This window comes from Streptomyces sp. NPDC056734 (genome assembly GCF_042790455.1).
GTDB lineage: Bacteria > Actinomycetota > Actinomycetes > Streptomycetales > Streptomycetaceae > Streptomyces.
Map to the genome: position 1 here is coordinate 33,236 of NZ_JBHTZD010000025.1, position 22,655 is coordinate 55,890.

Consider the following 22,655-nt stretch of genomic DNA (forward strand, 5'->3'; position numbering starts at 1 on the left):
CAGGGTTACTTCTTGGTTTCCGCCGCCCCCGCTGGCACGCTCCCCGATCGCGCGGACGGCCCCGTACCCTCGTAGGCATGACCAGCGACGACAGCGCACGCCAGGGCCAGGCCCGGACCATCGAGACCCATGCCGCGCTGGCCCCGGAGCAGATCGAGGCCGTCCTCGACCTGCTCGCGGAGGCCGCGCGCCACGACGGCCAGCAGGCGGTGTCGGAGCAGGGCCGGCTCCAGTTGCGGGGCGGATCGCGTCCGGGCGTCTCCCATCTCCTGCTCACGCTGGCGGACGAACTCGTGGGATACGCGCAGCTGGAGGACACCGACCCGGTGGAGGCGCCGGCCGCCGAACTGGTCGTGCACCCCGAGCACCGGGGCCGGGGCCATGGCCGCGCGCTGGGCGCCGCCCTGCTGGCCGCGTCCGGCAAGCGGCTGCGGGTCTGGGCGCACGGCGGACACGCGGCGGCCCGTCATCTGGCCCAGGTCCTGGGCCTCACCCTGTTCCGCGAACTGCGTCAGATGCGCCGCCCGTTGACCGGCCTGGAACTCCCCGACCCGGTCCTTGCGCCCGGCGTGAGCGTCCGCACCTTCGTCCCCGGCCAGGACGACGCGTCATGGCTGGCGGTGAACTCCGCGGCCTTCGCGCACCACCCCGAGCAGGGCTCCTTGACCCAGCGCGACCTGGACGACCGCATGTCCGAGCCGTGGTTCGACCCGGCGGGCTTCTTCCTCGCCGAGCGCGCGGGCACGGTCATCGGCTTCCACTGGACCAAGGTCCACGCCGAGGAGCAGCTGGGTGAGGTGTACGTCGTCGGCGTGTCCCCCACCGCCCAGGGCGGCGGCCTAGGCAGGTCCCTCACCACGATCGGCCTCCGCCACCTCGCGGCCCAGGGCGTCCCGACGGCGATGCTCTACGTCGACGCGGACAACAAGGCGGCGGTGACGGTGTACGAACGGCTGGGCTTCACGACGTACGAGACGGATCTGATGTACCGGACGGAGACGTGAGTGCCACCGCCCGGCACCTGAACCACGCCCGGGCTATGGCTGGGTGAGGTGGTCGAATTCGCCGTTGCGGGCCCCGTCGAGCATGGCGGCGAGTTCGGAGGTGGTGAAGAGGAGCGCGGGTCCCTGCGGGGCTTTGCTGTGACGGACGGCGACCTTGCCGTCCATGGAGGCGAATTCAAAGCAGTTCCCGTTGCCTCCGGAGGCTTCGGCACGCTGCCATTGGACGTCCAGTGCCGAGGCGTCATCGATGACGTGATCAGTCATGGAACCTATCCCTTGCTGTAGGAGTCCCTGTACTTCCGGATCAGTGCGGCGGACTCGGAGCCGCGTAGGGAGTCCGCCATGAGCCGTCTGAAGAGTTGCCCGTACTCCCGTACCTCGGTGGAATCCTCGATGAACCGGGTGGAGGTGAGACCTTCGACATAGACGATGTCGGGTTCCCACCGCTCCGGGAAGCTCAGTATCACGAAAGACCCGCCGAAGAGGGCCGCGTGGCTTGCCGCTGCCTCCGGCAGTACCAGCAGGTTGATCGTGTGCGGGTGTTTCTCGCAGGCGGCGACCAGGTGTTCCAGCTGGGCCGCCATGGTCTCGCGAGAGCCGATCAGATGTCGGAACGCGGACTCCGAAACAACTCCCCAAAAAATCAAGGGGGTCGGGCGGGAGAAAACGGCCTGGCGGCGCTCGCGAATGGTCAGCCGAGCCTCCCTCTCGTCCTTGGCGAGGTCCGGCAGGTGGTGGTCGAGAATCGCCGCCGCGTATTCCCGTGTCTGCAACAACCCCGGGACCAGGACGGTTTCGACGTTGTACGCCTCCACCGCATAGTCCTCGTACCCGATGTAATCGGCGTACCCGGAAGGAACCGTGCGGCGCACCTTGCTTTCCCAACCCGGTTGATTTCCACCGCGTTTGAGCTGCCAGATGTACGCCCGCTGGTCCTCGTTGTCCAGCTGGTACAGGTCGAGCAAGCGGGTCAGGTCATGGTCCGTGATCCCGATCTTGGCGCTCTCGATGCGGCTGACCTTGCTCTCGGACCAGCCCAGCGCGTCGGCGATCGAGTCCTGGGAGCCGTGCCCTCCCTCCACCCGCAGCGCCTTGAGGACGCGCCCCAGCCGGACCTGACGCGCCGTTGGTTCACGCGGCTGGCTAGCCATTGCGGGTCCCCCATCCGTTGTGTGACATGCCCAGAGGGTCCAACCGCGGTGCCGGCCAGGGCAAGCGAGCGTCCCTCGTACGAGGGAACATCGATTTGCAAGCTTGCACGCAAGGCATGGCATTCGCAGACTTGCAACTACTCGCGCTCCGTAACCGAACGCGGGCCATCCGTACGCACTGGTCGTCATAGGGGTGCGCCATGCCCGAACAGTCCACGCGTCGCCAGTATCCCACCAGGCCCGAATCCGTCGCCCAAGTCCGCGCACAGGTAAGGGAGTTACTGGCATCGCGGGGTATCGACCCGCACGGCAACGAGAGCGCGCAGAACGCCGTTCTCGTCGCGAGCGAACTGGCGGGCAACGCGGTGTGCCACGCCAGCTCCTCGGGCTCGTACTCCGTGACCCTGGAGCTTCACGGAAGCATCCTCGCGATCTCCGTGCGGGACACCGAGACCGCGACGCCTCCGCAGTGGCCCACCATCAGCGACGCCGACGCCACGACAGGACGAGGCATGTTCCTTGTCGACGCGCTCGCGCGGGACTGGGGCTGTGCGCACAAAGGCGCGGGGAAAGTCGTCTGGGCCGAATTGCTCATCGAGAATGAACGCCGCTAGGACCGGCCCGTGTCTCCGTGTCTCCGGGCGGCAGCTACTCGCAGCCGCAGGATCTCCGGGTGACCAGGCTGGTCGGGAAGACCTTCACCCGTTCCCGGCGCGAGCCGGCGACGCGCAGGCCGTCGTCCAGGACGAGGTCCACCGCCGCGCGGGCCATGCCGGAGCGGTCCGAGGCGACCGTCGTCATGGGCGGGTCGGTCAGGGCCGCTTCCTTGATGTCGTCGAAGCCGGCCACCCCCAGCTCACCGGGGACGTCGATGCGCAGCTCGCGGGCCGCCCGCAGCAGGCCGATGGCCTGGTCGTCGGTGGAGCAGAAGACGGCGGGCGGGCGGTCCGGGCCGGAGAGGATGTCCAGGCCGATGCGATAGGCGTCGTAGCGGTTGTACGGGGCCTCGAAGACCCGGCCCTCGGTCGGGAGCCCGGCGTCGGTCATCGCCAGACGCCAGCCCTCGACATGGTCGGAGACCGGGTCACCCACCGCCGGGGTGTCCGCGGTGCCGCCGACACAGGCCACGTACGCATAGCCGTGCTCCAGCAAATGCGCGACGGCCGCGCGGGCGCCGGACACGTCGTCCAGGACGACCGCCACGTCGTCGATCGCCTCGGGGCGCTCGTGGAGCAGGACCACACGGGCGTCCCACGCGTCGATCTCCGCCGCCGCCAGGTCGTTCAGCGCGTGGCTGACCAGGATCAGGCCGGAGACCCGCATCCCCAGGAAGGCGCGCAGATAGTGGACCTCGCGCTCGCCCACGTAGTCGGAGTTCCCGACCAGCACCATTTTCCCGCGCTCGGACGCGGCCTGCTCGACCGCGTGCGCCATCTCCGCGAAGAACGGCTGGCGTGCGTCCGGCACGATCAGACCTATGAGATCGGTACGCCGGGACGCCATGGCCTGTGCCACCCGGTCCGGGCGATAGCCCAGCTCCTTGATGGCGGCGAGCACGCGTTCGCGCGTGGCCGGGGCAACCGGCCGGGGTCCGTTGTTGATGACGTAACTGACGACGGCTGTGGACGTTCCCGCCAGCCGCGCCACGTCATCTCTAGTCACCTTGGCCACGCGCGGAGTCTACGCGGATTGATCCGCCCTGGGCAGGGAGAGAGCGGTACCGGCTGTGGGCATTCTGTGCGGGAGCAACGCCTGGCCGAAACCGGGTCGGGGCCGGGTCACCACCCGGCCCCCGCCCGTCAGGTCTCGGCCGGGACCTCCACGGCCGCCGAGGCGACCACGCTGTCGGCATTCACAGCATTCACAGCATTCCCGGCGTTCACAGCACTCTCGGCACTGTCCGGCTGCGGCCGCGCGGCCTTCGCCTTGGCCTCGTCGGCGGCCCGCTCCACCTTCTCCGGCGTGACGAACCGATAGCCGACGTTGCGTACGGTCCCGATCAGCGACTCGTGCTCGGGGCCCAGCTTGGCCCGCAGCCGCCGTACGTGCACATCCACGGTCCGGGTGCCGCCGAAGTAGTCGTACCCCCAGACCTCCTGGAGCAGCTGGGCGCGGGTGAAGACCCGGCCCGGGTGCTGGGCCAGGTACTTCAGCAGCTCGAACTCCTTGAAGGTCAGGTCCAGGACCCGGCCCTTGAGCTTGGCGCTGTAGGTGGCCTCGTCCACGGAGAGATCGCCGTTGCGGATCTCCATGGGCGAGTCGTCGTTGACCAGCTGCTGACGGCCGGTGGCCAGCCGCAGCCGGGCCTCGACCTCGGCCGGACCGGCCGTGTCGAGCAGGACATCGTCGATACCCCAGTCGGCGGTGACGGCGGCCAGGCCGCCCTCGGTCACGACCAGGATGAGCGGACAGCCGGGGCCGGTGGAGCGCAACAGCTGACACAGGCTGCGGACCTGCGGCAGATCGCGGCGGCCGTCGATCAGGATGACGTCGGCACCGGGGGTGTCGACGAGGGCGGGGCCCTCGGCGGGGGCCACCCGCACGTTGTGCAGCAGCAGGCCGAGCGCGGGGAGCACCTCCGTCGACGGCTGGAGGGCGTTGGTCAGGAGCAGCAGAGAACTCATATGTCTGGTTCCTCCTCGGTCCCTGCGAGGACGTGTGCGGTGCGTCACTGCGGTGCGTCGCTGCGCTGCGATCCCGTCGGCCCGTACACAGCCACGGTCGCCCGGTTCACCTGGGGTTTTCCGTTTCGTATACAACGCGTTCGAAAGCACAAAAGGACTCGGGGGCTACGTTGCCCGAGTCCTCTGCCCAGCAGAATACCCACATGAGCAACGGTCCGGCAGGTCATGTGGCCCGATCCACTACCGTCCGTCCGCAGAGTGAGACGCCTGAGACGGCCAGCTCAGCGCCCTCACGGACGTTTTTGCAGACGGCGGACGGTGTGCGCATCGACGCCGTATACGAGCGGGGTCACGTTGTATACGACACTTTGACGTCACCCCCCGGCCAGCTGGCGTTCGTCGTGGCGCATGGCTTCACCGGCGACGTGGACAAGCCGCACGTGCGACGCATCGCCCGGGCGCTCCGCCGGTACGGTGCCGTCGTCACGTTCTCCTTCCGTGGTCACGGCGCCTCCGGCGGGCACTCCACCGTCGGCGACCGCGAGGTCCTCGATCTGGCGGCGGCCGTCGCCTGGGCGCGGGAACAGGGGCACGCGCGCGTGGTCACCGTCGGCTTCTCCATGGGCGGCTCCGTGGTGCTGCGGCACGGGGCGCTGTACGCCCGCGAGAGCGCGGCCGTCGTCTCGGTGAGCGCCCCGGCCCGCTGGTACTACCGGGGCACCGCCCCGATGCGCCGCGTGCACTGGCTGGTGACCCGGCCCGAGGGCCGCCTTGTCAGCCGGTACGGCCTGCGCACCCGCATCCGGAGCAGTGGCTGGGACCCCGTCCCCGTCTCCCCCGTCGAGGCGGTGCCGAGGATCGCCCCGACCCCGCTGCTCATCGTCCACGGCGACCGCGACGGCTACTTTCCCGTCGACCACCCGCACATGCTGGCCGCCGCGGCCGGTGACCACGCCGAACTCTGGCTGGAAGGCGGCATGGGGCACGCCGAGCACGCCGCCGCCGACGAACTCCTCGCCCGCATCGGGCACTGGGCCCTGCGCCGGGCGGGCTAGCCTGACCCTGTTCACCGCCGAACCGGTCCGACACAGGACCGGCAGAAGGACCGGCAGAAGGACCGACAGAGGGACGAGATGGCAAAGGTCACGGTGCGCTACTGGGCCGCCGCGAAGGCCGCCGCCGGGGTCGCCGAGGAGCCGTACGACGCGGCCGACCTCGCCGCGCTGCTCACCGCAGTGCGCGAGCGGCACCCCGGGGAACTGGACCGCGTACTGCGCCGCTGCTCCTTCCTCATCGACGGCGACCCCGTCGGGACCCGCGCGCATGAGACGGTACGGCTGGCCGAGGGCGGCACGGTCGAGGTGCTCCCGCCGTTCGCAGGAGGATGACGACGGATGAGCTACCAGCCGTATGAGGGACAGGGTCCGTATCAGGGCCCCTATCAAGCGCAGCAGCCGAATCCGCCGTATCAGGAACAGCAGGGGCAGCACCCGTACCAGCAGGGATACGAGCAGGGGTATCCGCAACAGCCGTACCCGCAGGCGCACGACCCCAACTGGCAGCAGGGTTACGAGGACCCGCAGGCCCAGCAGCAGTACACCCAGCAGTGGGAGGGGCAGACCTGGGAGACCCAGACACACCCCCCGGTGAACGCGGCGGAACAGACCTCATATCTGCCGCCCACGCCCGCGCCCGCTCCCGCTCCCGTCCCCTCGCCTTCTCCGCCTCCGCCTCCGCAGAGTCACCGGCCCCCGCCCGCTGAGGCCGGGGCCGGGGCCGCCGAGCAGGGCCCCGGCTACGGTCCCGCCACCCTCGCCGGGAACGCCCGCGTCACCGACGCCCAGCGCGCCCGGCTCGAAGGCCGGTCACCGATCATCGAGCCCGGCGGGCAGCCCGCCGCGCTCACCGCGCTGCTCGGGGTGCTGCTCGCCGCCGCCGCGCCCTTCGGGTCGTACGCGCTGCTCGTCCCCCTCGTCGCGCTCCAGGGCGTCACCGCCGCCGGATGGTTCCGGCTGAACGGGATGTGGCCGGCCCGGCAGGGCATCGCGCTGGCCTTCGCGGGGGCGCTCGCGGCCGATGCCGTACTGCTCGCGGTCGGCCGGGACCACGGGCCCGCCGCGATCCTCGGGACCCTCGGGGTCTGGGTGCTGCTCACGCTGGTCCTCCAGCTCCGCTCGCACGCCGACCCCGACGAGCGGATGTACGGGCTGATGGCGACGGTGGTCTCCGCCGCGCTGGCGATCGTCGCGGCCGGGTATCTCGCGGCCGAGCCCGCCGCGGTGAGCGCCGGGGCCGCCGCCGTCGCCGTCGCGCTGCTCGCCCGCGCGCTGCCGCTGCCGACGCCCGCCTCCGTCGTGGTGGCGCTGCTCGCCGCCGCCGGTGCGGGCATCGCGGTGGGCGGGGCCACCGACCTCGGGGCCGGGGGCGCGCTGCTCGGCGCCGGGGCCGCGGCGTGCGCCCTGATCGGGCACCGGGTCGCCGCCTACGACTATCCGTCCCGGTTCGTGCACTTCACCGCCGGGGTGGCCCTGCCGCTGGCCGCGGCGGCGCCGGCGGTGTGGGTGCTGGGGCGGGCGATCGGCTGAGACCGGGGGGAGGGGAGGGGGCGCCGAACTGCCCCCGACCTTTCGGCCCCCCGACTCTTCGGCCTCTCGACTCTTAGGCCCCTCGACCCTTCGGCCCCTCGACCCGGCTGTCCGTTGTCACAGGTGATCGACAATTCGCGGGCGGGGCTTTCCTCGGGGGTTACGGTGACTGCCGTCTGTCGAGACCGCCCGAGGTGGGGAACATGCGCGCGCTGCGAATACTTCTGATCGTCGTGGTGATCCTGGGCGGGCTGTTCGTCGCCGTGGACCGGCTGGCGGTGAACTTCGCGGAGGGCGAGGCCGCGGGCAGACTCCAGAGCACCGAGGGCCTCGCGCAGAAACCGGACGTGTCGATCAAGGGCTTCCCGTTCCTCACCCAGCTCGTCGGCGGCACGCTGGACGACGTCGAGGTCGGGATCGACACCTACGAGGCGCCCACCGGCGACGGTGAGCAGATCCGGATCGACGACCTCAAGGCGAACATGACGGGCGTCGACTTCTCCGGCGACTTCAGCTCCGCGACCGCGGCCGGTGCGACCGGCACCGCGGTCATCGCCTACGACGAACTGCTCAAGGCCGCGCGGTCCGAGCCCGTCGAGGTCGCCCCCGGCGTCACCGCCCGGGTGACCGGCCTCTCCGACGGCGGCAACGGCAAGATCAAGGTCGCCGTGGAGGTCGAGGCGCCGGTCATCGGCACCCAGGAGATGTCCGTGCTCAGCACGGTCGGTGTCGAGGGCGACAACGTCGAGGTGCGCACGGACTCGCTGCCCGACCTGGCCGGCGTCGATCTGGCCGAGGACGCGATCCGCCAGATCACCGACTTCCAGCAGGCCATCGACGATCTCCCGGGCGGCATCCGGCTGGACAAGGTGCAGGCCGCGAGCAATGGTGTGGAGATCTCGGTGACGGGTTCGAACGTGGTGCTGGCCGGGTAGGCCGTGAACCGGCGGCGGCCGATCGTCGTCCGGTGGGTGAGACGAGGCGTCCGCCCAGCAGGTGCGATCGGGCGCACGGGTGTCCGGGAGCGGGGTGCCGACATCCCGGACCCGACCCGCATCCCACATCGCGGACGATCGTGTCTCAGTATGCGACACGGCGGTGACATGCCGACCTGTCCGTCCTTACGATCGAGCCCATGAAGCGACAGGCGGATCTCACCAAGCGGCGGGCAGTGGACCTGTGCCGCGTTGCCGCCATGCTCTGTCGCCCGTTCTGATCAGCGGAAGCCTTCTTCTTCCGCTTCCCCCCCCGCACGGCCCTGCTCAGGGCCCGCGTGCGCCCGCCCCGAGCGCGAGCGCACCGTCTTCGAAGACTTTTCAGCTACTTCGCACGCCCCGCCGCAACTGCCCCGGAGGAGAAAGCGCATGAGCCGCAGCGACGTCCTGGTTGACGCCGACTGGCTTCAGGACCACCTGGACGACCCGTCTCTGGTGATCGTCGAGGTGGACGAGGACACGTCCGCGTACGACAAGAACCACATCAAGAACGCGATCCGGATCGACTGGACCAAGGACCTCCAGGACCCGGTCCGCCGTGACTTCATCGACCAGGCCGGCTTCGAGAAGCTGCTGTCGGAGAAGGGCATCGCCAACGACCAGACGGTGATCCTCTACGGCGGGAACAACAACTGGTTCGCGTCCTACGCGTACTGGTACTTCAAGCTGTACGGCCACGACGGCGTCAAGCTGCTCGACGGCGGCCGCAAGAAGTGGGAGCTGGACGCCCGCGAGCTGGTGGACGGCACCGAGGTGCCCGAGCGCGCGGCGACCGAGTACAGGGCGAAGGCCCAGGACACCTCGATCCGCGCCTTCCGCGACGACGTGGTGGCCGCCATCGGCGCGCAGAACCTGGTCGACGTACGCTCGCCCGACGAGTTCTCGGGCAAGCTGCTCGCCCCGGCCCACCTGCCGCAGGAGCAGTCGCAGCGCCCCGGCCACGTGCCCAGCGCCCGCAATATCCCGTGGTCGAAGAACGCCAACGACGACGGCACCTTCAAGTCGGACGACGAGCTGAAGGAGCTGTACACCGACGAGCAGGTCGACCTGGCGAAGGACACCATCGCCTACTGCCGCATCGGTGAGCGCTCGGCCCTGACCTGGTTCGTGCTGCACGAGCTGCTCGGCGTCGACAACGTCAAGAACTACGACGGTTCCTGGACCGAGTACGGCTCCCTGGTCGGCGTGCCGATCGAGCTGGGCGCCAACAAGTAAGCCACGTACCAAGAGCGATCCCCTGTCGATCGACACCAGATCCACCCCGACCGACCCTTCTGGAGAGACAGCATGTGTGGAGCGAAGGCCGGCGGCCCCGACGCCTCGACGATCAAGCCCGGTGAGACCACCATCCAGGGCCAGGTGACCCGCGACGGCGAGCCCGTCGTGGGCTATGTACGGCTGCTGGACTCGACCGGCGAGTTCACCGCCGAGGTCCCCACGTCCGCCACGGGCCAGTTCCGGTTCTACGCGGCCGAGGGCACCTGGACCGTCCGCGCCCTCGTACCCGGCGGCACCGCCGACCGCACGGTCGTCGCCCAGCAGGGCGGTCTCGCGGAGGTCGCGATCGCCGTCTGATCGCGCACCGCGACACAGGGGCCGCGTCCCACGGGTTGGACTCCCGGGGCGCGGCCCTTCCGCCTGTCCGGGCCTAAGCTGGATGTATGTACGCGCGCAGGCGCCATGTCTACTTCGCCATGATGGGGACGTGCATCGGCCTCTTCGTCCTGGCGTGGGGGGTCGTCCGTCTCTGGTCGATCCCGGCGGCGGTCGCGCTGTGCGTCGTCGCGATGGTGATCCCGCCCGTGGCCGCGATCGTCGCGAACCGCCGGGGCCCCGAGGACCGCTGGTGGGACGCCCCCTCCGGGGACCCCAAGTCCGACGAGTGGTGGGACGAACTGGACGGCAAGAAACCGCCCCGGTAGGAATCCCGCCCTGGTAGGAATCCCGAATCCCGCCCTGGTAGGAAGACCGTATGTCGCCCACCAGACTGTCCACGGTCGTGCTCGACGCCCCCGACGCCCACGCGCTCGCCGGCTTCTACCAGCGGCTGCTCGGCTACGTCGTACGCCGCGAGGAGCCCGACTGGGTGCTCACCGGCCCGCCCGAGGGCACCCCGGGCCTGGCCCTCTCCTTCCAGACCGAACCGGAGTACGTCCCCCCGGTCTGGCCCTCCCGCGCACCCGGCGCGCAGCAGATGATGCTGCACCTCGACATCCAGGTGGACGACCTGGCCGCCGAGACGGCCCGGGCGGTCGCTGCGGGAGCCCGGCAGGCCGACCACCAGCCCCAGGACGACGTACGCGTCCTGTTCGACCCGGCGGGCCACCCCTTCTGCCTGTGGACCGAGAGGGCGGGGCCCTGAGGGGTCAGTAGACGAGCGCCTGCGTGTCGTCGGCCAGTGCCTCCTGTACGAAGACCTGGGCCCCGGCGATCCGGACGCCCTCGATGACGTCCTTCTCGGTGATCTCACGGCGGGCCGCGCACTGGGTGCACAGGGTGAGACGGCCCGCCGCGAGGACCGACTCGATCAGATCGGGCAGCGGCGCCGCGTGCGGCAGCTCGAACTCCGCGGCCCGCCCCGGCAGCGCGAACCACGCCGACTCACCGGTCAGCCACACGGACACATCCACCCCGCTGGCCACGGCCACCGCGGCGACGGTGAACGCCTGCGAGCAGCGCTCGGGGGCATCGGCCCCCGCGGTCACCTTGATCACGAGCTTCTTCGCCATGCCCGCAGGGTAGCCCCGTACCGCCCGGCACTCCGCCAGGGTGTCGGGGGCGCCCATGGGGGTGCCCCCGGCGGGGCTACCTCGCAAAGAGGGCCGGGGCCCGGACGCGTAAGCTGGGGCGCGGCCCAGTGCATGCCGTATCCGCTCACCGAGGAGCATTTCCGTGGTCTTTTTCTTCGAAGCTCTGCTCGTCCTGGTCTGCGTCGGCGTTCTCGCGTTCACCGGGCTGGCCGTGAAGAAGCTGTATCAGGGCCAGCGCTGACCTTTCCCTGTCCGGCTGCCCCGTCTCCGAGGAACCACAGCTCATGATCGAGATCCCGTCCGACCTCCACAAGGACCTTGTCCCGCTCGTCTTCCTGCTCGGCAACTGGGCGGGCGCGGGTGTGCACGACTTCCCCGGCTCCGAGAAGTGCAACTTCGGGCAGGAGGTCTCCTTCACCCATGACGGCCGTGACTTCCTGGAGTACCAGTCCCACACCTGGGTGCTGGACAACGACGGCAACAAGGTCCGTCCGCTGGAGAGCGAGCACGGCTTCTGGCGGATCGAGGACACCCGCAAGGTCGAGGTGACGATGACCCGCGACGACGGTGTCATCGAGATCTGGTACGGCGAGCTGGCCCACCAGAAACCCCAGATCGACCTGGTCACGGACGCGGTCGCCCGCACCCCCGGCTCCCGCCCCTACTCCGGCGGCAAGCGGCTGTACGGGTATGTCAAGAGCGATCTGATGTGGGTCGGCGAGAAGCAGACCCCCGACGTCGAGCTGCGTCCGTACATGTCGGCGCACCTGAAGAAGGTCGTCACGCCCGAGGACGTGGAGCGCTGGGCGAAGGCCCTGCCGGACGACATGCCGGACGACGGGATCGCTTTCTTCAAGTAGTTCTAGACTCTTGGTGTGGTGAGCACCGATTGGAAGAGCGATCTGCGGCAGCGCGGTTACCGGCTGACACCGCAGCGGCAACTCGTGCTCGAAGCCGTGGACACCCTGGAGCACGCGACCCCGGACGACATCCTCGGCGAAGTCCGCAAGACGGCGTCGGGGATCAACATCTCCACCGTCTACCGGACGCTGGAGCTGCTGGAGGAGCTGGGGCTGGTCAGCCACGCGCATCTGGGGCACGGGGCGCCGACGTACCACCTGGCCGACCGGCATCACCATCTCCATCTGGTGTGCCGGGACTGCACGAATGTGATCGAGGCCGATGTGGCCGTCGCCGCGGATTTCACGGCGAAACTGCGGGAGCAGTTCGGTTTCGACACCGATATGAAGCACTTCGCGATCTTCGGGCGGTGCCGGGAGTGTGCCGCCAAGGCGGTGGCCGCCGCTTCCGGCGCTGCTGCCGACAGTACTTCTGGCAAAGCTTCAACTACCGAGTCGTAGGCTTGGCGTATGAAGAGCCCCCTGCTGAGCCTTCCCGGCGCCGTTGCCGCCGAGGGTGTGGACGAAGGCGTGGCCGCCCATTACGGCGACCTCTTCCGTGAACAGCGCGCACTCGCCGACGGCACCGGCTTCGTCGACCTCTCGCACCGCGGGGTCGTCACCGTCACCGGCGACGACCGGCTGAGCTGGCTGCATCTGCTGCTCACCCAGCACGTCAGCGAGCTGCCGCCCGGCGAGGCCACCGAGGCGCTGGTCCTGTCCGCCAACGGCCATATCGAGCACGCGCTGTATCTGGTCGACGACGGTACGACGGTCTGGGCCCATGTCGAGCCGGGCACCCAGGACGCCCTGATCGCGTACCTGGAGTCGATGAAGTTCTTCTACCGCGTCGAGGTCGAGGACCGCACCGCCGACATCGCCGTCGTGTACCTCCCCGCCGGTTCCATCGCCGAGGTCCCCGAGGGCGGGGCCGTGCGGGAGACGCCGTACGGCCGTGATCTGTTCGTCCCCCGTGCCGACCTGGAGTCGTACGCGGGGAAGGCGGGGCCGCCGGCCGGGCTGCTGGCGTACGAGGCGCTGCGCGTCGAGCATCACCAGCCGCGGCTCGGCTTCGAGACCGACCACCGGACCATCCCGCACGAGCTGGGCTGGATCGGGACGGCCGTGCACCTCCAGAAGGGCTGCTATCGCGGTCAGGAGACGGTCGCCCGGGTGCAGAATCTGGGCAAGCCGCCGCGTCGGCTGGTCTTTCTGCACCTCGACGGCAGCGATGTGCATCTGCCGCCCCACGGCACGGAGATCCGGGTCGCGGACGACGGCACCGACGGTGGCGAGGGCCGCAAGATCGGCTTCATCACCACCTCCGTCCGCCATCACGAGCTGGGGCCGGTGGCCCTCGCGCTGGTCAAGCGGAATGTGCCGGTGGACGCGCGGTTGCTGGCCGGGGAGACGGCGGCGGCTCAGGAGGTCGTGGTCACGCCGTAGCGCCATAGCGCCGTAGCGCTGCCGTGCCGCCGTGCTGGGTCCGCTGTCGGGGGCCGGTGCCGGTGCCGGTGCCGGGTCCGGGGTCGGGGGCTGGGGCGCTCACATCTCCAGCAGCACCGTGAACGGTCCGTCGTTCGTCAGGGACACCCGCATGCCCGCCCCGAAACGGCCCGTCGCCACCGTCGCCCCCAGCCCCCTCAGCTGGGCCACGACCTCCTCGACCAGCGGCTCGGCCAGCTCGCCCGGCGCCGCCGCGTTCCACGTGGGGCGGCGGCCCTTGCGGGCGTCCCCGTACAGCGTGAACTGGCTGATCACCAGCAGCGGGGCGTCCGCGTCGCTGCACGACCGCTCGTCGTGCAGCATCCGGATCGACCACAGCTTGCGCGCCAGCCGGGCCGCCTGCTCCTTCGTGTCGTCGTGCGTGACACCGACCAGCACGCACAGCCCCTCACCACTGATCTCCCCGACGGTCTCGCCGTCCACGACGACGCTCGCACCGTCCACCCTCTGCACCACGGCTCGCATACGACCATCATGCCGGGCCCGCGGACCGCACCCGCCAACCCCCCATCTGGGGCCGATCGGGGGCACTCGGTCACATAGCGGCCACTTGGGGTGGCACGATGCTGCCCACACACCCGTCGAGGGGACGGTTGAGGCACATGAGCACACCGAGTACGGGGCAGCCGCCCAGCCCGGTCTCGCTGACACGCGGGGCACAGCCGCCCGCGCAGCGCACCGGCAGTCCAGCGCTGCCGCCGGCCGCGCCCGAGCACGATCTGACCACGCTGAACCTGCCCGAACTGCGCACCCTGCGCCGGGACGCCCAGCGGGACGAGGCCGACCTGAGTTACGTACGACGGCTGCTCCAGGGCCGTATCGACATCCTGCGCGCGGAACTGGCCCGGCGCGGCACCGCGTCCCTCGTGGCGCCCGGCGAGGCGCTGATGGACCGCCTCCCGGAGATCCTCACGGACGCGCCCGCCCGCCAGCGTTCCTCCGCCCGCCATGTCACCCTGGGCACCCCGCAGAGCGAGGAGTACCGGCGGCTGGCCGCCGAGATGCTCGGCGAGGTGGAACTGTCGGCCCTGGACGCCCGGACGGACCTGGAGCTGACCTCGGCGATGGTCCGCCTGGTCCGCTACGAGCAACAGGTCTCCCGCCGCCGCCAGACCCTGCAACGCACGACCGACGAGTGCAGCGCGGAGATCGCCCGCCGGTACCGGGACGGGGAGGCCCAGGTGGACGATCTGCTGGTGTGAGGTGCCGAAAGGTGCCGAAAGGTGTCGTGAGGTGCCGTGGATCGCGGTGAGTCGCCGTGAGCCGCGGTGCGAGGGGGAGGGGCGTGCGGGCGGGCGGGGGTGTCGGGAAAACCCCGCGACACCCGTGCACCCTCCCCCTACCGTGATCTCATGAGCCGCAGTGACGCCATCGCCGGGACCGCCGGGACCGCCGAGGTCGCCGAGATCGCCGTACGTCCGATCGACCCCGCCGAGATCCCCGAGTGGAGCCGCGCGCTGAACATCGGGTTTCTGCGCAGCCCCGAGATCTCCGAGGCGGAGGCCGCGGACCGGGCCTCGTACGTGGAACCGGGCCGTACGCTCGGCGCGTTCGACGGCGGGCGCTGTGTGGGGACGTTCCGGTCCTTCGCCCAGTCGCTCACCGCCGTCGGCGGGCGGTCCGTCCCCGCCGACGCCATCTCCAATGTCACCGTCACCGCCACCCACCGCCGCCGCGGCATCCTGACCCGGATGATGGCCCAGGACCTGGCGGCGGCCCGGGAGCGCGGCGATGTCGTCGCGACGCTCATCGCCGCCGAGTACCCGATCTACGGGCGGTACGGCTTCGGCCCGGCCGTCAGGACCGCCGAGTGGACCATCGAGGTGCCGCGCGCCGGTCTCGACCCGCGGCTGCCGGTCCCCGACGACGGCGGGCGGATCGACCTGGTCGACGGCGAGGAGGTCCGCAAGACCGGGCCCGAGCTGCATGAACGGCTCCGCGCCCGCCAGCACGGCGCCGTCGACCGGGGCGAGCGCTGGTGGAACGTGACGACGGGCGTCGTACGGCGGGACGCGGCCCCCTGGACCGAGCCCTTCTACGCCGTCTACCGCTCGGCGGACGGGGAGATCGAGGGGTACGCGGCCTACGCCGTCGACGACCACTGGGGGGACCGCAAGCAGCCGCAGAACACGGCGACCGTGCGGGACCTGATCGCCGTCACCCCCGCCGCCGAGCGCGCGCTGTGGCGCTTTGTCTGCTCCGTCGACTGGGTCACCCGGGTCAGGACCGGCTACCGGGCCGCGGACGACCTGGTGCCCGATCTGCTCCCCGACCCGCGCGCCGCGCAGCTCACCGGGGAGGCGGACTGGCTGTGGGTGCGGATCCTCGATGTCGTGGCCGCACTGGAGGCGCGGACCTACGGCGGGGAGGGGACGCTCGTGCTCGAGGTCGCCGACGCCGCCGGGCTCAGCGGCGGGCGGTTCCGGCTCGACGCCGGTGCGGCGGGGGTGTCGTGCACGCCGACGGGCGACGGCGCCGATCTCGCGCTCGACATCTCCGCGCTGAGCGAGCTGTGGCTCGGGGACGGGTCGGCGGTGCGGCTGGCCGCGCTCGGCCGGGTCCGGGAAGAACGAGCGGGCGCCGCCCCAAAGGCCGACGCCCTGCTGCGTACGTCCAGGCGGCCTTGGTGCCCGGACATGTTCTGATCTCCTCTCTCCTCTCTCCTTTCTCTCCTCTGTCGGTGACGGTGGACTCACGCATCCGTAGCGTGCTCTTCAGTTGTGGCTGTGCATGGAGTTGTGGCTGTGCTCGTGTACGTGGTTGTGCTCGTGTATGCGGTTGTGCCTCGTGTATGCGGTTGTGGCTGTGCATCCGTAGCGACCGGACTCCCGGCTCCCCTCCGGAAGGGAGCCCGATCCCCCTGATGGCCAACCTCCGGAAAGCTTGACCATGTTGTAGAAGTTGGTCACCAACTTCACTGTACTTATCTCCGCTTGGATCGGCTCATAACCATCTCTCCTTGAACTGTCTGAAGATGGCGGGAAGTTGTAGTGTTTGGTTGTGGACCCGGAAAACGCCTCCGTCAAGGGGAGCAAACGGCCTCTGCGGTCCGCGCGGTCTGACCGGACCCACCGAGAGGTCGCCGAGGAGCTGCGCGCCCGGATCAGGTCCGGGGCGCTGCGGCCGGGGCAGCGCATGCCCACGCAGGCGCGGCTGGCCGAAGAGTTCGGGGTCGAGCGGGGTGCCGTGCGCCAGGCCCTGCGGACGCTTCAGGCGGAACGGCTGCTGACGAATGTCTCCAAGGGGAGCCCGGCGACCGTCGCCCTCGACCTGGGCCGGGTGCCGGCCGGTCCGTTCGCCTCACCGCAGCCGACCACGGTGGCGCTGGCCCCGCGGATCGCGGACGCGTTCGCCACCCCGCATGTCCGGATCGACGCGCTGTGTCTGACCTCGGCCTCCTTGACTCTGGCGATCGGCGAGCCGCTGCGCAGGATCCACGCCGGGGAGCTGAAACCGGCCAAGGTCGAGGTGCGGGTGCTGTTGCCCTCGCGCGACATCGACCTCGCCTTTCCGCGCCAGGTGGCGGCCCGGGGTCCGGACGATCCGGTGCATCCGCGCTGGCTGGCGCACCGCAACGCCCAGGGGCAGGTGCTCCAGCACAATCTGCTCGCGCTGCGCTCCACGCATGGCGTCGAGGTACGGGTCTCGTTCCGCGCGCTGCCCTTCACCCCGCCGGTGAAGCTGTATCTGATCAACGGGCGGGAGGCGCTGTTCGCGTACTACACGCTGACGCGCCGCGAGGAAGAGGTCGGGCACGAGCAGCTGGAGATGTACGACGCGGAGGGCACGCGGTCGATGCTGTTCGCCTTCGACCAGGGCGACGACCTGCGGGACACCACCTTTGTGACGCAGTCGTACGACTGGTTCAACGCGCTGTGGGAGACGATCAGTTCGGAGCTGACGCTGGTGAACTGACCGGCTCCCGGGAGGTTGTACGCGGTCACATCGCCGGGCCGGTGAGCAGCAGGGCCAGCAGGACCGTGCCCGCGGAGGTGATGGCCGGGCTCTTGGCCTTGACGCCGATGGACAGCAGAAGCAGGCCGACGATGCCTGCGGCGCCGTACTTCCACTGGACCAGCTGCTGGAAACCGACGATGAAGACGGCGGAGAGGAGGGCGAGGACAGGCATGGTGAGTCCCCCTTCGGACAGCCGGGGCGGTTCGGCATGGGAGGCAAAGCTTCCGCCAACTGCCGTAAGTTGGTTACCAACTCTGCAATGGTTGTCCCCACTTGGTGGCTACTTATAAACAACTTTCCTTCAACTCCCACCATCCCGATCCGAGTTGTAGCGTTTGGTTGTGACCCAGGAGAACGTGGCAGTGAACGGCAGCAGTAGGCACACAGCGCAGGAGATCGCCGGCATCCTGCGCGAGCGCATCCATCGCGGCGAGCTGAGGGCCGGCGACCGGCTGCCCACCCAGGCCGAACTCGCCGAGGAGTTCGGTGTGGAGCGCGGCACCATCCGCCAGGCCCTGCGCGCGCTCCAGGACGACGGGCTGCTCAGCAATGTGAGCAAGGGCAGCCCGCCGAGGATCGCCCGCCCGGCGGCACCCGGTGACGAACCCCAGCTGACTGCGGTCGGGCTGGCGCCACGGCTGATGGAGGCGTTCGCCGCGCCCCGGGTCCGGGTCGACGCCGTCTGCCTGACCGCCGAGATCCTGATGCTTGCCCTGGGCGAACCGCTGCTGCGCATCCACTCCGGCGAACTGCGCCCCGAGTCCATCGACGTACGGCTGCTGCTGCCCTCGCGCCATATCGACCTGGCCTTCCCGACGCCGGTCACCGGCGAGGACGACACCGTGCACCAGCGCTGGCTGGCCCAGCGCAACGCCCAGGGCCATGTCCTGCGCCACAACCTGCGCGCCCTGCGCGGCTCGCACGGCATCGACGTCACCGTCCGCTTCCGCGCCCTGCCCTTCACCCCGCCGCTCAAGCTGTTCCTGCTCAACGGGGAGGAGGCGCTGATGTCGTACTACACGGTCACCCGGCGCGAGGCCGAGGGCGCGATCCCGGAGCTGTACGACGCCGGGGGCAACGACTCGGTCCTCTTCTCCTTCCTGGCACAGGCGAGCCACCGTGACGGGGCGTTCGTCGACGAGTCCCAGAAGTGGTTCGACGCACTCTGGGAAACCATCACCACAGATCTGACCCTCGGCTGATCCCGGCTACCAGGAGTGCGTGGCAGTGAACGACCACCCCGACAACCACGACGACACCGACAATGCCGACAGTGTCGATAGTGCCGACAACGCCGGCAACTCCGAGAATGCCGATCTCCGCGATGCCCAGGAGCACCACGCCACCCACGCCACCCACGCCACCCAGGACACCCAAGTCACCCACGCCACCCAGGAATCCTCGGGGAACGACACCAGGCGATCCCCGCAGGAGATCGCCGACGTTCTCCGTGAGCGGATCCGTGTCGGCGAGCTGAAGGCCGGCGACCGGCTGCCCACCCAGGCGGAACTCGTCGAGGAGTTCGGTGTGGAGCGCGGCGCCATCCGCCAGGCCCTGCACGCACTCAGGGAGGACGGCCTCCTCACCCACGTCAGCAAGGGCAGTCCGCCCCGCGTCGCCGAACACCGCACCGACCCCGACCGCTCCCGCGCCGCCCGAGTGGTCCTCATCTCCTACCTCGCCGAAGCCTTCCGCGCCCCCCGGGTCCGCGTCGACGCCCTCTGCTTCACCGCCGAGACCCTCCTGTGGGCGATCGGCCAGATGTGCACGGCCGTGGGACGCGGCGAGGTCCGCCCGCAGTCGGTGGAGGTGCGGTGCCTGCTGCCGGGGCCGGAGGTGGGGTTGCCCTATCCGGTGCCGGTGGATGGGGATGCGGGGCGGGCGGAGCAGCTACAGCGCCTTCTGAGGCAGCAGATCAAGGATCAGATGAAGGTGATGGACCTCTATGTGACATCGGTCCTGGGGGGATACGGGGTCGACGCGAGGGTCACCTTCAGGCCGCTGCCGTTCGTGCCCTCTGTGAAGCAGTACGTGCTCAACGGCACCCTCGCGCTTCAGGGCAACTACCGGGTGAGCAGATCCCCGCACCGGGATCTGCCGGATGTCGAGCCCTTCGACGTCCTCGACGTGAGCGGGTTCAACTCCTCGCTGTTCGAGTTCCGGCGGGATCGGGGAGGCCAGGACGCGGCGATCGTCGAGGACATCCAGAATTGCTTCGATGCCCTCTGGGAATCGAGCTGAGTGCGGCAGACACTCAGCTGGTGACTCCTGAGACTGGACGGACGGACCTGGTGGCGCTGGCGGCTGAGGAACTCGGCGAACTGGTCGAGGGCACGCGGTATGTCCTCTTCGACTTCGACGGGCCGATCTGCCGGCTGTTCGCCGGATTCCCCGCCTCCCACATAGCCCGGGCCCAGGTGGAGTGGCTGCGGGCGCACGGCCGGGCCGATCTGCTCACCGAAGCGGAGCTGCGCAGCCCCGATCCGCACGGGGTGCTCAGCTCCCTCGCCGCCCGGCAGCCGGGCACCGATCTCGTCCTGGACCTCGAAGAGCACCTCACTCAGTGCGAGTTGCAGGCCGCCCGGGGTGCCTGGCCGACTCCGTACGCCGACGCGCTGATCCGGACCTGGGTGGCCGTCGGCGCCCAGCTGGCCATCGTGACCAACAACTCGGCCCGCACGGCCGAGGAGTACCTCAAGGGCCGCGGCCTGCTGTCCTGTTTCGCCCCCCACATCTATGGCCGTACCGGCGAACTGCATCTCCTCAAGCCGCATCCGGACATGCTCCAACGTGCCCTGCGGGCGATGGGAGCGGCGCCCGGGGACACCCTGATGATCGGTGACAGCTCCACCGACCACGCCGCCGCGCGCACCGCCGGGGTCCCCTTTCTGGGCTACGCGAGCAGCGACTCGGCGACCCGGCGGATGCGGGACACGGGGGTGCCGGAAAGGGACATCCTGCCCTCCCTCGAACCGTTGCTGACGGCCGTGAGGAGGCATTGAAAGGGCCGTGACCGAGCGAGGTGCGCACAGGGGTGCCCTGGTCGTGGCCTTGCAGGGCGTCGATCTCCCCGGATCCCCGGGCCAAACGTGAGAACGATCACCACCCCGGGTACGCTCTGCATCCATGCAGCACCACCCGCCCCATCCGGCGCACCACGCACTGGTGCGGTACTTCGCCGGGCGTCGCCGCGCCAGGGCCGCCGGGGACGTGGTGGTCGGCCACCACAACAGCAACCACATCCTTGAGCTGGGCCAGCCGCTGGCCTATCTGCTGGGGATGGATTCCGGCCAGGTACGGGCCAAGTTCCGGGTGCCGTTCGAGACGGTCGAGGTCGTGCCCCGGATCTGGCGGGAGTCCGAGGTGCTGCGTGTGGTGAGCGAGCGGCTGGACGATGTCCCGCGCTGTCTGTGGGACTTCGGCGAATGGTCTCTGCACGCCTTTGTGGCAGGTCATCCGCTGTCCGAGGAGCCGGCCGACCGGCCGCTAGGGGAGGCGCGCATCGGGGAGCTGGCCGGGGTCTTCGCCGCGCTGGCCGCCGTACCGGCCGAGGAGCTGCCCGCGCTGCCCGCCGACTGGCCGGAGAGCGGCGACAGCCAGGGCTTTCTGCGCGGGCTGGCGGATTTCACGAAGCATCGGGTCCACGACCGCAACCTCCCCCGCTTCCGGCTCCTCTTCGAGGCTCTGGGGATCCGGCCCACGCTCGTCGACGACTTCCTCGGCTCCCGCCCGAGCCTCACCGCACGCCCCTTCATCCTGCTGCACACCGATGTCCACCGGGCGAACGTGATCGTGACCCCGGCCCCGGGCGGCGAGCGGCTCACCCTCCTGGACTGGGAACTCAGCCTGTACGGCGATCCCCTGCACGACCTGGCGACCCATCTGGTCCGGATGAACTACGACGCGGGGGAGCGCAAGCTCGCCCAGGACCGGTGGGAAGACGCGATGCGCCAGGCGAAACGCCCGGAGCTGACCGTCGGCCTGAGTCCCGATCTCGGCACCTATGTGGGCTTCGAGTACGTCCAGTCGGTGTTCCCCGATGTCATGCGCGCCGCGCTCGCCCTGCCCGACGACGCCGGCGCCGAGCACTACACCGACGCGGCGGGCCGGGTGTGCCGGGCGCTGGAGCGGGCGTGGGGGCAACTGGAGAACGCCGGTGCCCCCGCCGGCCTTGCCGAGGCGGTACGGGCCCTGCGTGAGTGGCACGCGCGTGACCTGGCGACCCGGACGCCCGTCGCTCCCTCGGGCCCTGGCTGGTGCCCCGCCGCCGACCGGCCGCGCGGTGTTGACGTGGACGTGGACCTGGATGTCGACGCGGACGCGGACGCGGACGTGGACGCCGGACCGGGACGAACGGGTGTGGAAACGAGGGCCGTGGAGTCGAGGGCCGTGGAGCTGCTGGGCAACCGAGTCGCCGGGTAGCCGGGTCGCTGAGCCGCCCCGGGTCGCCGGGCCGCCGGGCCGCCGGGCCCACTGGGCCAAGGGACCGCTGGGGCGGGATGCGTAGGCTCTCCCCATGAGCGACAGCGGTACCGGTGGTCTGCGGGAGCGGAAGAAGCGCCGGATGTACGAGGTGGTGTCGGAGACCGCGATCGGGCTGTTTCTGGAGAAGGGGTTCGACGCGGTGTCCGTGGCGGAGGTGGCCGCCGCGGCGGAGATCTCCAAGCCGACGCTGTTCCGGTACTTCCCCGCCAAAGAGGATCTCGTGCTGCACCGGATCGCCGATCACGAGGGTGAGGCGGCGCGGGTGGTGGCGGAGGGGCCGACGCCGATCGCGGCGCTGCGGCGGCATTTTCTGGCGGGGCTGGAGCGGGGGGACCCGGTGACCGGGCTCAATGCCCATCCGCAGGTGCTCGCCTTCCACACCCTGCTCTACGGGACTCCGTCGCTCGTCGCCCGCGCCTCCGAGTATGTGGAACGGTCCGAGGCCGCGCTCGCCGAGGCGCTCGGCGGAGACCTGGACGCGCGGCTCGCGGCCGGGCAGATCATCGCCGTTCAGCGGATTCTGGCGCAGGAGAACTGGCGGCGGGTGGCCGGTGGGGAGGCGGTGGAGGTGGTGCGGGGGGATGCCGTGGCCGCCGCGGAGCGGGCGTTCGGCCGGCTTGAGGGTGGGTTGGCCGGGCTGAGGGTGCGGGGTGGGGTGGCGGGGTGAGTGACACGATCGAGTGACGTGACTGGGTTAAT

Annotated in this window: 29 protein-coding genes; 22 read left to right on the forward strand and 7 right to left on the reverse strand. The window is 70.3% G+C overall.

The features are described from left to right. Positions 1-77: 77 nt before the first annotated feature. A complete protein-coding gene (gene mshD, locus ACFRFC_RS31195) occupies positions 78-1,004 on the forward strand; it encodes a mycothiol synthase (protein ID WP_382683852.1) in 927 nt (308 codons plus the stop codon). Between the two features lie 33 nt (positions 1,005-1,037). Here mshD and ACFRFC_RS31200 read toward each other — a convergent pair whose 3' ends face one another. Together ACFRFC_RS31200 and ACFRFC_RS31205 are read right to left on the reverse strand one after the other, a co-directional pair. Continuing rightward, positions 1,038-1,268 carry a DUF397 domain-containing protein gene (locus ACFRFC_RS31200; RefSeq protein WP_382683854.1) on the reverse strand — a complete coding sequence of 77 codons (231 nt, stop codon included), beginning with the start codon at positions 1,266-1,268 and terminating at the stop codon, positions 1,038-1,040. Between the two features lie 5 nt (positions 1,269-1,273). Then, positions 1,274-2,155 (reverse strand): helix-turn-helix domain-containing protein, encoded by an 882-nt coding sequence (locus tag ACFRFC_RS31205; RefSeq protein ID WP_382683857.1) that lies wholly within the window; start codon positions 2,153-2,155, stop codon positions 1,274-1,276. A 200-nt stretch (positions 2,156-2,355) separates the two neighbouring features. Here ACFRFC_RS31205 and ACFRFC_RS31210 point away from each other — a divergent pair, with 200 nt between their 5' ends. Next, complete coding sequence (locus tag ACFRFC_RS31210) at positions 2,356-2,769, forward strand: ATP-binding protein (RefSeq protein ID WP_382683859.1); 414 nt, start codon at positions 2,356-2,358, stop codon at positions 2,767-2,769. Between the two features lie 34 nt (positions 2,770-2,803). Here ACFRFC_RS31210 and ACFRFC_RS31215 read toward each other — a convergent pair whose 3' ends face one another. Then, positions 2,804-3,826: a LacI family DNA-binding transcriptional regulator gene (locus tag ACFRFC_RS31215; protein ID WP_382683861.1), complete on the reverse strand. Its 1,023-nt coding sequence runs from the start codon at positions 3,824-3,826 to the stop codon at positions 2,804-2,806. Between the two features lie 128 nt (positions 3,827-3,954). Continuing rightward, positions 3,955-4,779: a winged helix-turn-helix domain-containing protein gene (locus ACFRFC_RS31220; protein ID WP_382683864.1), complete on the reverse strand. Its 825-nt coding sequence runs from the start codon at positions 4,777-4,779 to the stop codon at positions 3,955-3,957. Positions 4,780-4,982: 203 nt separating this feature from the next. On the opposite strand from ACFRFC_RS31220, the gene ACFRFC_RS31225 reads away from it, so the two are divergent. The 9 genes from ACFRFC_RS31225 to ACFRFC_RS31265 all read left to right on the forward strand — a co-directional run bounded on the left by ACFRFC_RS31225 (position 4,983) and on the right by ACFRFC_RS31265 (position 10,721). Continuing rightward, a complete protein-coding gene (locus ACFRFC_RS31225) occupies positions 4,983-5,834 on the forward strand; it encodes an alpha/beta hydrolase (RefSeq protein ID WP_382683866.1) in 852 nt (283 codons plus the stop codon). Positions 5,835-5,912: 78 nt separating this feature from the next. Continuing rightward, entirely contained in the window at positions 5,913-6,167 is a 255-nt protein-coding gene (locus tag ACFRFC_RS31230) for a MoaD/ThiS family protein (protein ID WP_382683869.1), read from the forward strand. A 6-nt stretch (positions 6,168-6,173) separates the two neighbouring features. Further along, positions 6,174-7,364, forward strand: a complete 1,191-nt coding sequence (locus ACFRFC_RS31235; protein ID WP_382683871.1) for a hypothetical protein — start codon at positions 6,174-6,176, stop codon at positions 7,362-7,364. A gap of 203 nt (positions 7,365-7,567) precedes the next feature. Beyond that, positions 7,568-8,299, forward strand: a complete 732-nt coding sequence (locus ACFRFC_RS31240) for a DUF2993 domain-containing protein (RefSeq protein ID WP_382683873.1) — start codon at positions 7,568-7,570, stop codon at positions 8,297-8,299. A gap of 200 nt (positions 8,300-8,499) precedes the next feature. Next, positions 8,500-8,580, forward strand: a complete 81-nt coding sequence (locus tag ACFRFC_RS31245; protein ID WP_350751515.1) for an Ms5788A family Cys-rich leader peptide — start codon at positions 8,500-8,502, stop codon at positions 8,578-8,580. A gap of 148 nt (positions 8,581-8,728) precedes the next feature. Further along, positions 8,729-9,574 carry a sulfurtransferase gene (locus tag ACFRFC_RS31250; protein WP_382683876.1) on the forward strand — a complete coding sequence of 282 codons (846 nt, stop codon included), beginning with the start codon at positions 8,729-8,731 and terminating at the stop codon, positions 9,572-9,574. 72 nt (positions 9,575-9,646) lie between these two features. After that, complete coding sequence (locus tag ACFRFC_RS31255) at positions 9,647-9,934, forward strand: DUF1416 domain-containing protein (protein WP_007382995.1); 288 nt, start codon at positions 9,647-9,649, stop codon at positions 9,932-9,934. An 86-nt stretch (positions 9,935-10,020) separates the two neighbouring features. Further along, on the forward strand, positions 10,021-10,281 hold the full coding sequence (locus ACFRFC_RS31260) for a DUF3099 domain-containing protein (protein ID WP_382683879.1): 261 nt from the start codon (positions 10,021-10,023) through the stop codon (positions 10,279-10,281). 50 nt (positions 10,282-10,331) lie between these two features. Then, positions 10,332-10,721, forward strand: a complete 390-nt coding sequence (locus ACFRFC_RS31265; protein ID WP_382683881.1) for a VOC family protein — start codon at positions 10,332-10,334, stop codon at positions 10,719-10,721. Between the two features lie 4 nt (positions 10,722-10,725). On the opposite strand, the gene ACFRFC_RS31270 is transcribed toward ACFRFC_RS31265, so the two are convergent. Continuing rightward, on the reverse strand, positions 10,726-11,088 hold the full coding sequence (locus ACFRFC_RS31270; protein WP_382683884.1) for a DsrE family protein: 363 nt from the start codon (positions 11,086-11,088) through the stop codon (positions 10,726-10,728). 305 nt (positions 11,089-11,393) lie between these two features. Between ACFRFC_RS31270 and ACFRFC_RS31275 the strand changes: the two genes are divergently transcribed. The 3 genes from ACFRFC_RS31275 to ACFRFC_RS31285 are packed head-to-tail and all read left to right on the forward strand — an operon-like array spanning position 11,394 to position 13,454. After that, positions 11,394-11,969, forward strand: a complete 576-nt coding sequence (locus ACFRFC_RS31275; protein ID WP_382683887.1) for an FABP family protein — start codon at positions 11,394-11,396, stop codon at positions 11,967-11,969. A 15-nt stretch (positions 11,970-11,984) separates the two neighbouring features. Beyond that, on the forward strand, positions 11,985-12,470 hold the full coding sequence (locus ACFRFC_RS31280) for a Fur family transcriptional regulator (protein ID WP_382683890.1): 486 nt from the start codon (positions 11,985-11,987) through the stop codon (positions 12,468-12,470). 9 nt (positions 12,471-12,479) lie between these two features. Continuing rightward, positions 12,480-13,454 carry a YgfZ/GcvT domain-containing protein gene (locus ACFRFC_RS31285; RefSeq protein WP_382683892.1) on the forward strand — a complete coding sequence of 325 codons (975 nt, stop codon included), beginning with the start codon at positions 12,480-12,482 and terminating at the stop codon, positions 13,452-13,454. Positions 13,455-13,553: 99 nt separating this feature from the next. Here ACFRFC_RS31285 and dtd read toward each other — a convergent pair whose 3' ends face one another. Beyond that, positions 13,554-13,979 (reverse strand): D-aminoacyl-tRNA deacylase, encoded by a 426-nt coding sequence (dtd, locus tag ACFRFC_RS31290; protein WP_382683895.1) that lies wholly within the window; start codon positions 13,977-13,979, stop codon positions 13,554-13,556. 137 nt (positions 13,980-14,116) lie between these two features. Between dtd and ACFRFC_RS31295 the strand changes: the two genes are divergently transcribed. The 3 genes from ACFRFC_RS31295 to ACFRFC_RS31305 all read left to right on the forward strand — a co-directional run bounded on the left by ACFRFC_RS31295 (position 14,117) and on the right by ACFRFC_RS31305 (position 17,429). Further along, a complete protein-coding gene (locus tag ACFRFC_RS31295) occupies positions 14,117-14,716 on the forward strand; it encodes an aerial mycelium formation protein (RefSeq protein WP_382683898.1) in 600 nt (199 codons plus the stop codon). Between the two features lie 150 nt (positions 14,717-14,866). Then, on the forward strand, positions 14,867-16,159 hold the full coding sequence (locus ACFRFC_RS31300) for a GNAT family N-acetyltransferase (protein WP_382683900.1): 1,293 nt from the start codon (positions 14,867-14,869) through the stop codon (positions 16,157-16,159). 349 nt (positions 16,160-16,508) lie between these two features. Then, positions 16,509-17,429, forward strand: coding sequence for a GntR family transcriptional regulator (locus ACFRFC_RS31305; protein WP_382683903.1), 921 nt, complete (start codon positions 16,509-16,511; stop codon positions 17,427-17,429). A gap of 25 nt (positions 17,430-17,454) precedes the next feature. On the opposite strand, the gene ACFRFC_RS31310 is transcribed toward ACFRFC_RS31305, so the two are convergent. After that, positions 17,455-17,643: a hypothetical protein gene (locus ACFRFC_RS31310; RefSeq protein WP_382683905.1), complete on the reverse strand. Its 189-nt coding sequence runs from the start codon at positions 17,641-17,643 to the stop codon at positions 17,455-17,457. A gap of 163 nt (positions 17,644-17,806) precedes the next feature. Here ACFRFC_RS31310 and ACFRFC_RS31315 point away from each other — a divergent pair, with 163 nt between their 5' ends. The 5 genes from ACFRFC_RS31315 (at position 17,807) to ACFRFC_RS31335 (ending at position 22,623) form a co-directional block, all read left to right on the forward strand. Beyond that, on the forward strand, positions 17,807-18,673 hold the full coding sequence (locus ACFRFC_RS31315) for a GntR family transcriptional regulator (RefSeq protein WP_382683907.1): 867 nt from the start codon (positions 17,807-17,809) through the stop codon (positions 18,671-18,673). Between the two features lie 19 nt (positions 18,674-18,692). Further along, positions 18,693-19,712 carry a GntR family transcriptional regulator gene (locus tag ACFRFC_RS31320; protein ID WP_382683910.1) on the forward strand — a complete coding sequence of 340 codons (1,020 nt, stop codon included), beginning with the start codon at positions 18,693-18,695 and terminating at the stop codon, positions 19,710-19,712. Positions 19,713-19,732: 20 nt separating this feature from the next. Next, positions 19,733-20,473 (forward strand): HAD family hydrolase, encoded by a 741-nt coding sequence (locus ACFRFC_RS31325; RefSeq protein ID WP_382683912.1) that lies wholly within the window; start codon positions 19,733-19,735, stop codon positions 20,471-20,473. A gap of 124 nt (positions 20,474-20,597) precedes the next feature. Next, complete coding sequence (locus ACFRFC_RS31330; protein ID WP_382683915.1) at positions 20,598-21,893, forward strand: phosphotransferase family protein; 1,296 nt, start codon at positions 20,598-20,600, stop codon at positions 21,891-21,893. Between the two features lie 94 nt (positions 21,894-21,987). Then, positions 21,988-22,623 (forward strand): TetR/AcrR family transcriptional regulator, encoded by a 636-nt coding sequence (locus tag ACFRFC_RS31335; protein ID WP_382683917.1) that lies wholly within the window; start codon positions 21,988-21,990, stop codon positions 22,621-22,623. The last annotated feature ends 32 nt before the right edge of the window (positions 22,624-22,655 follow it).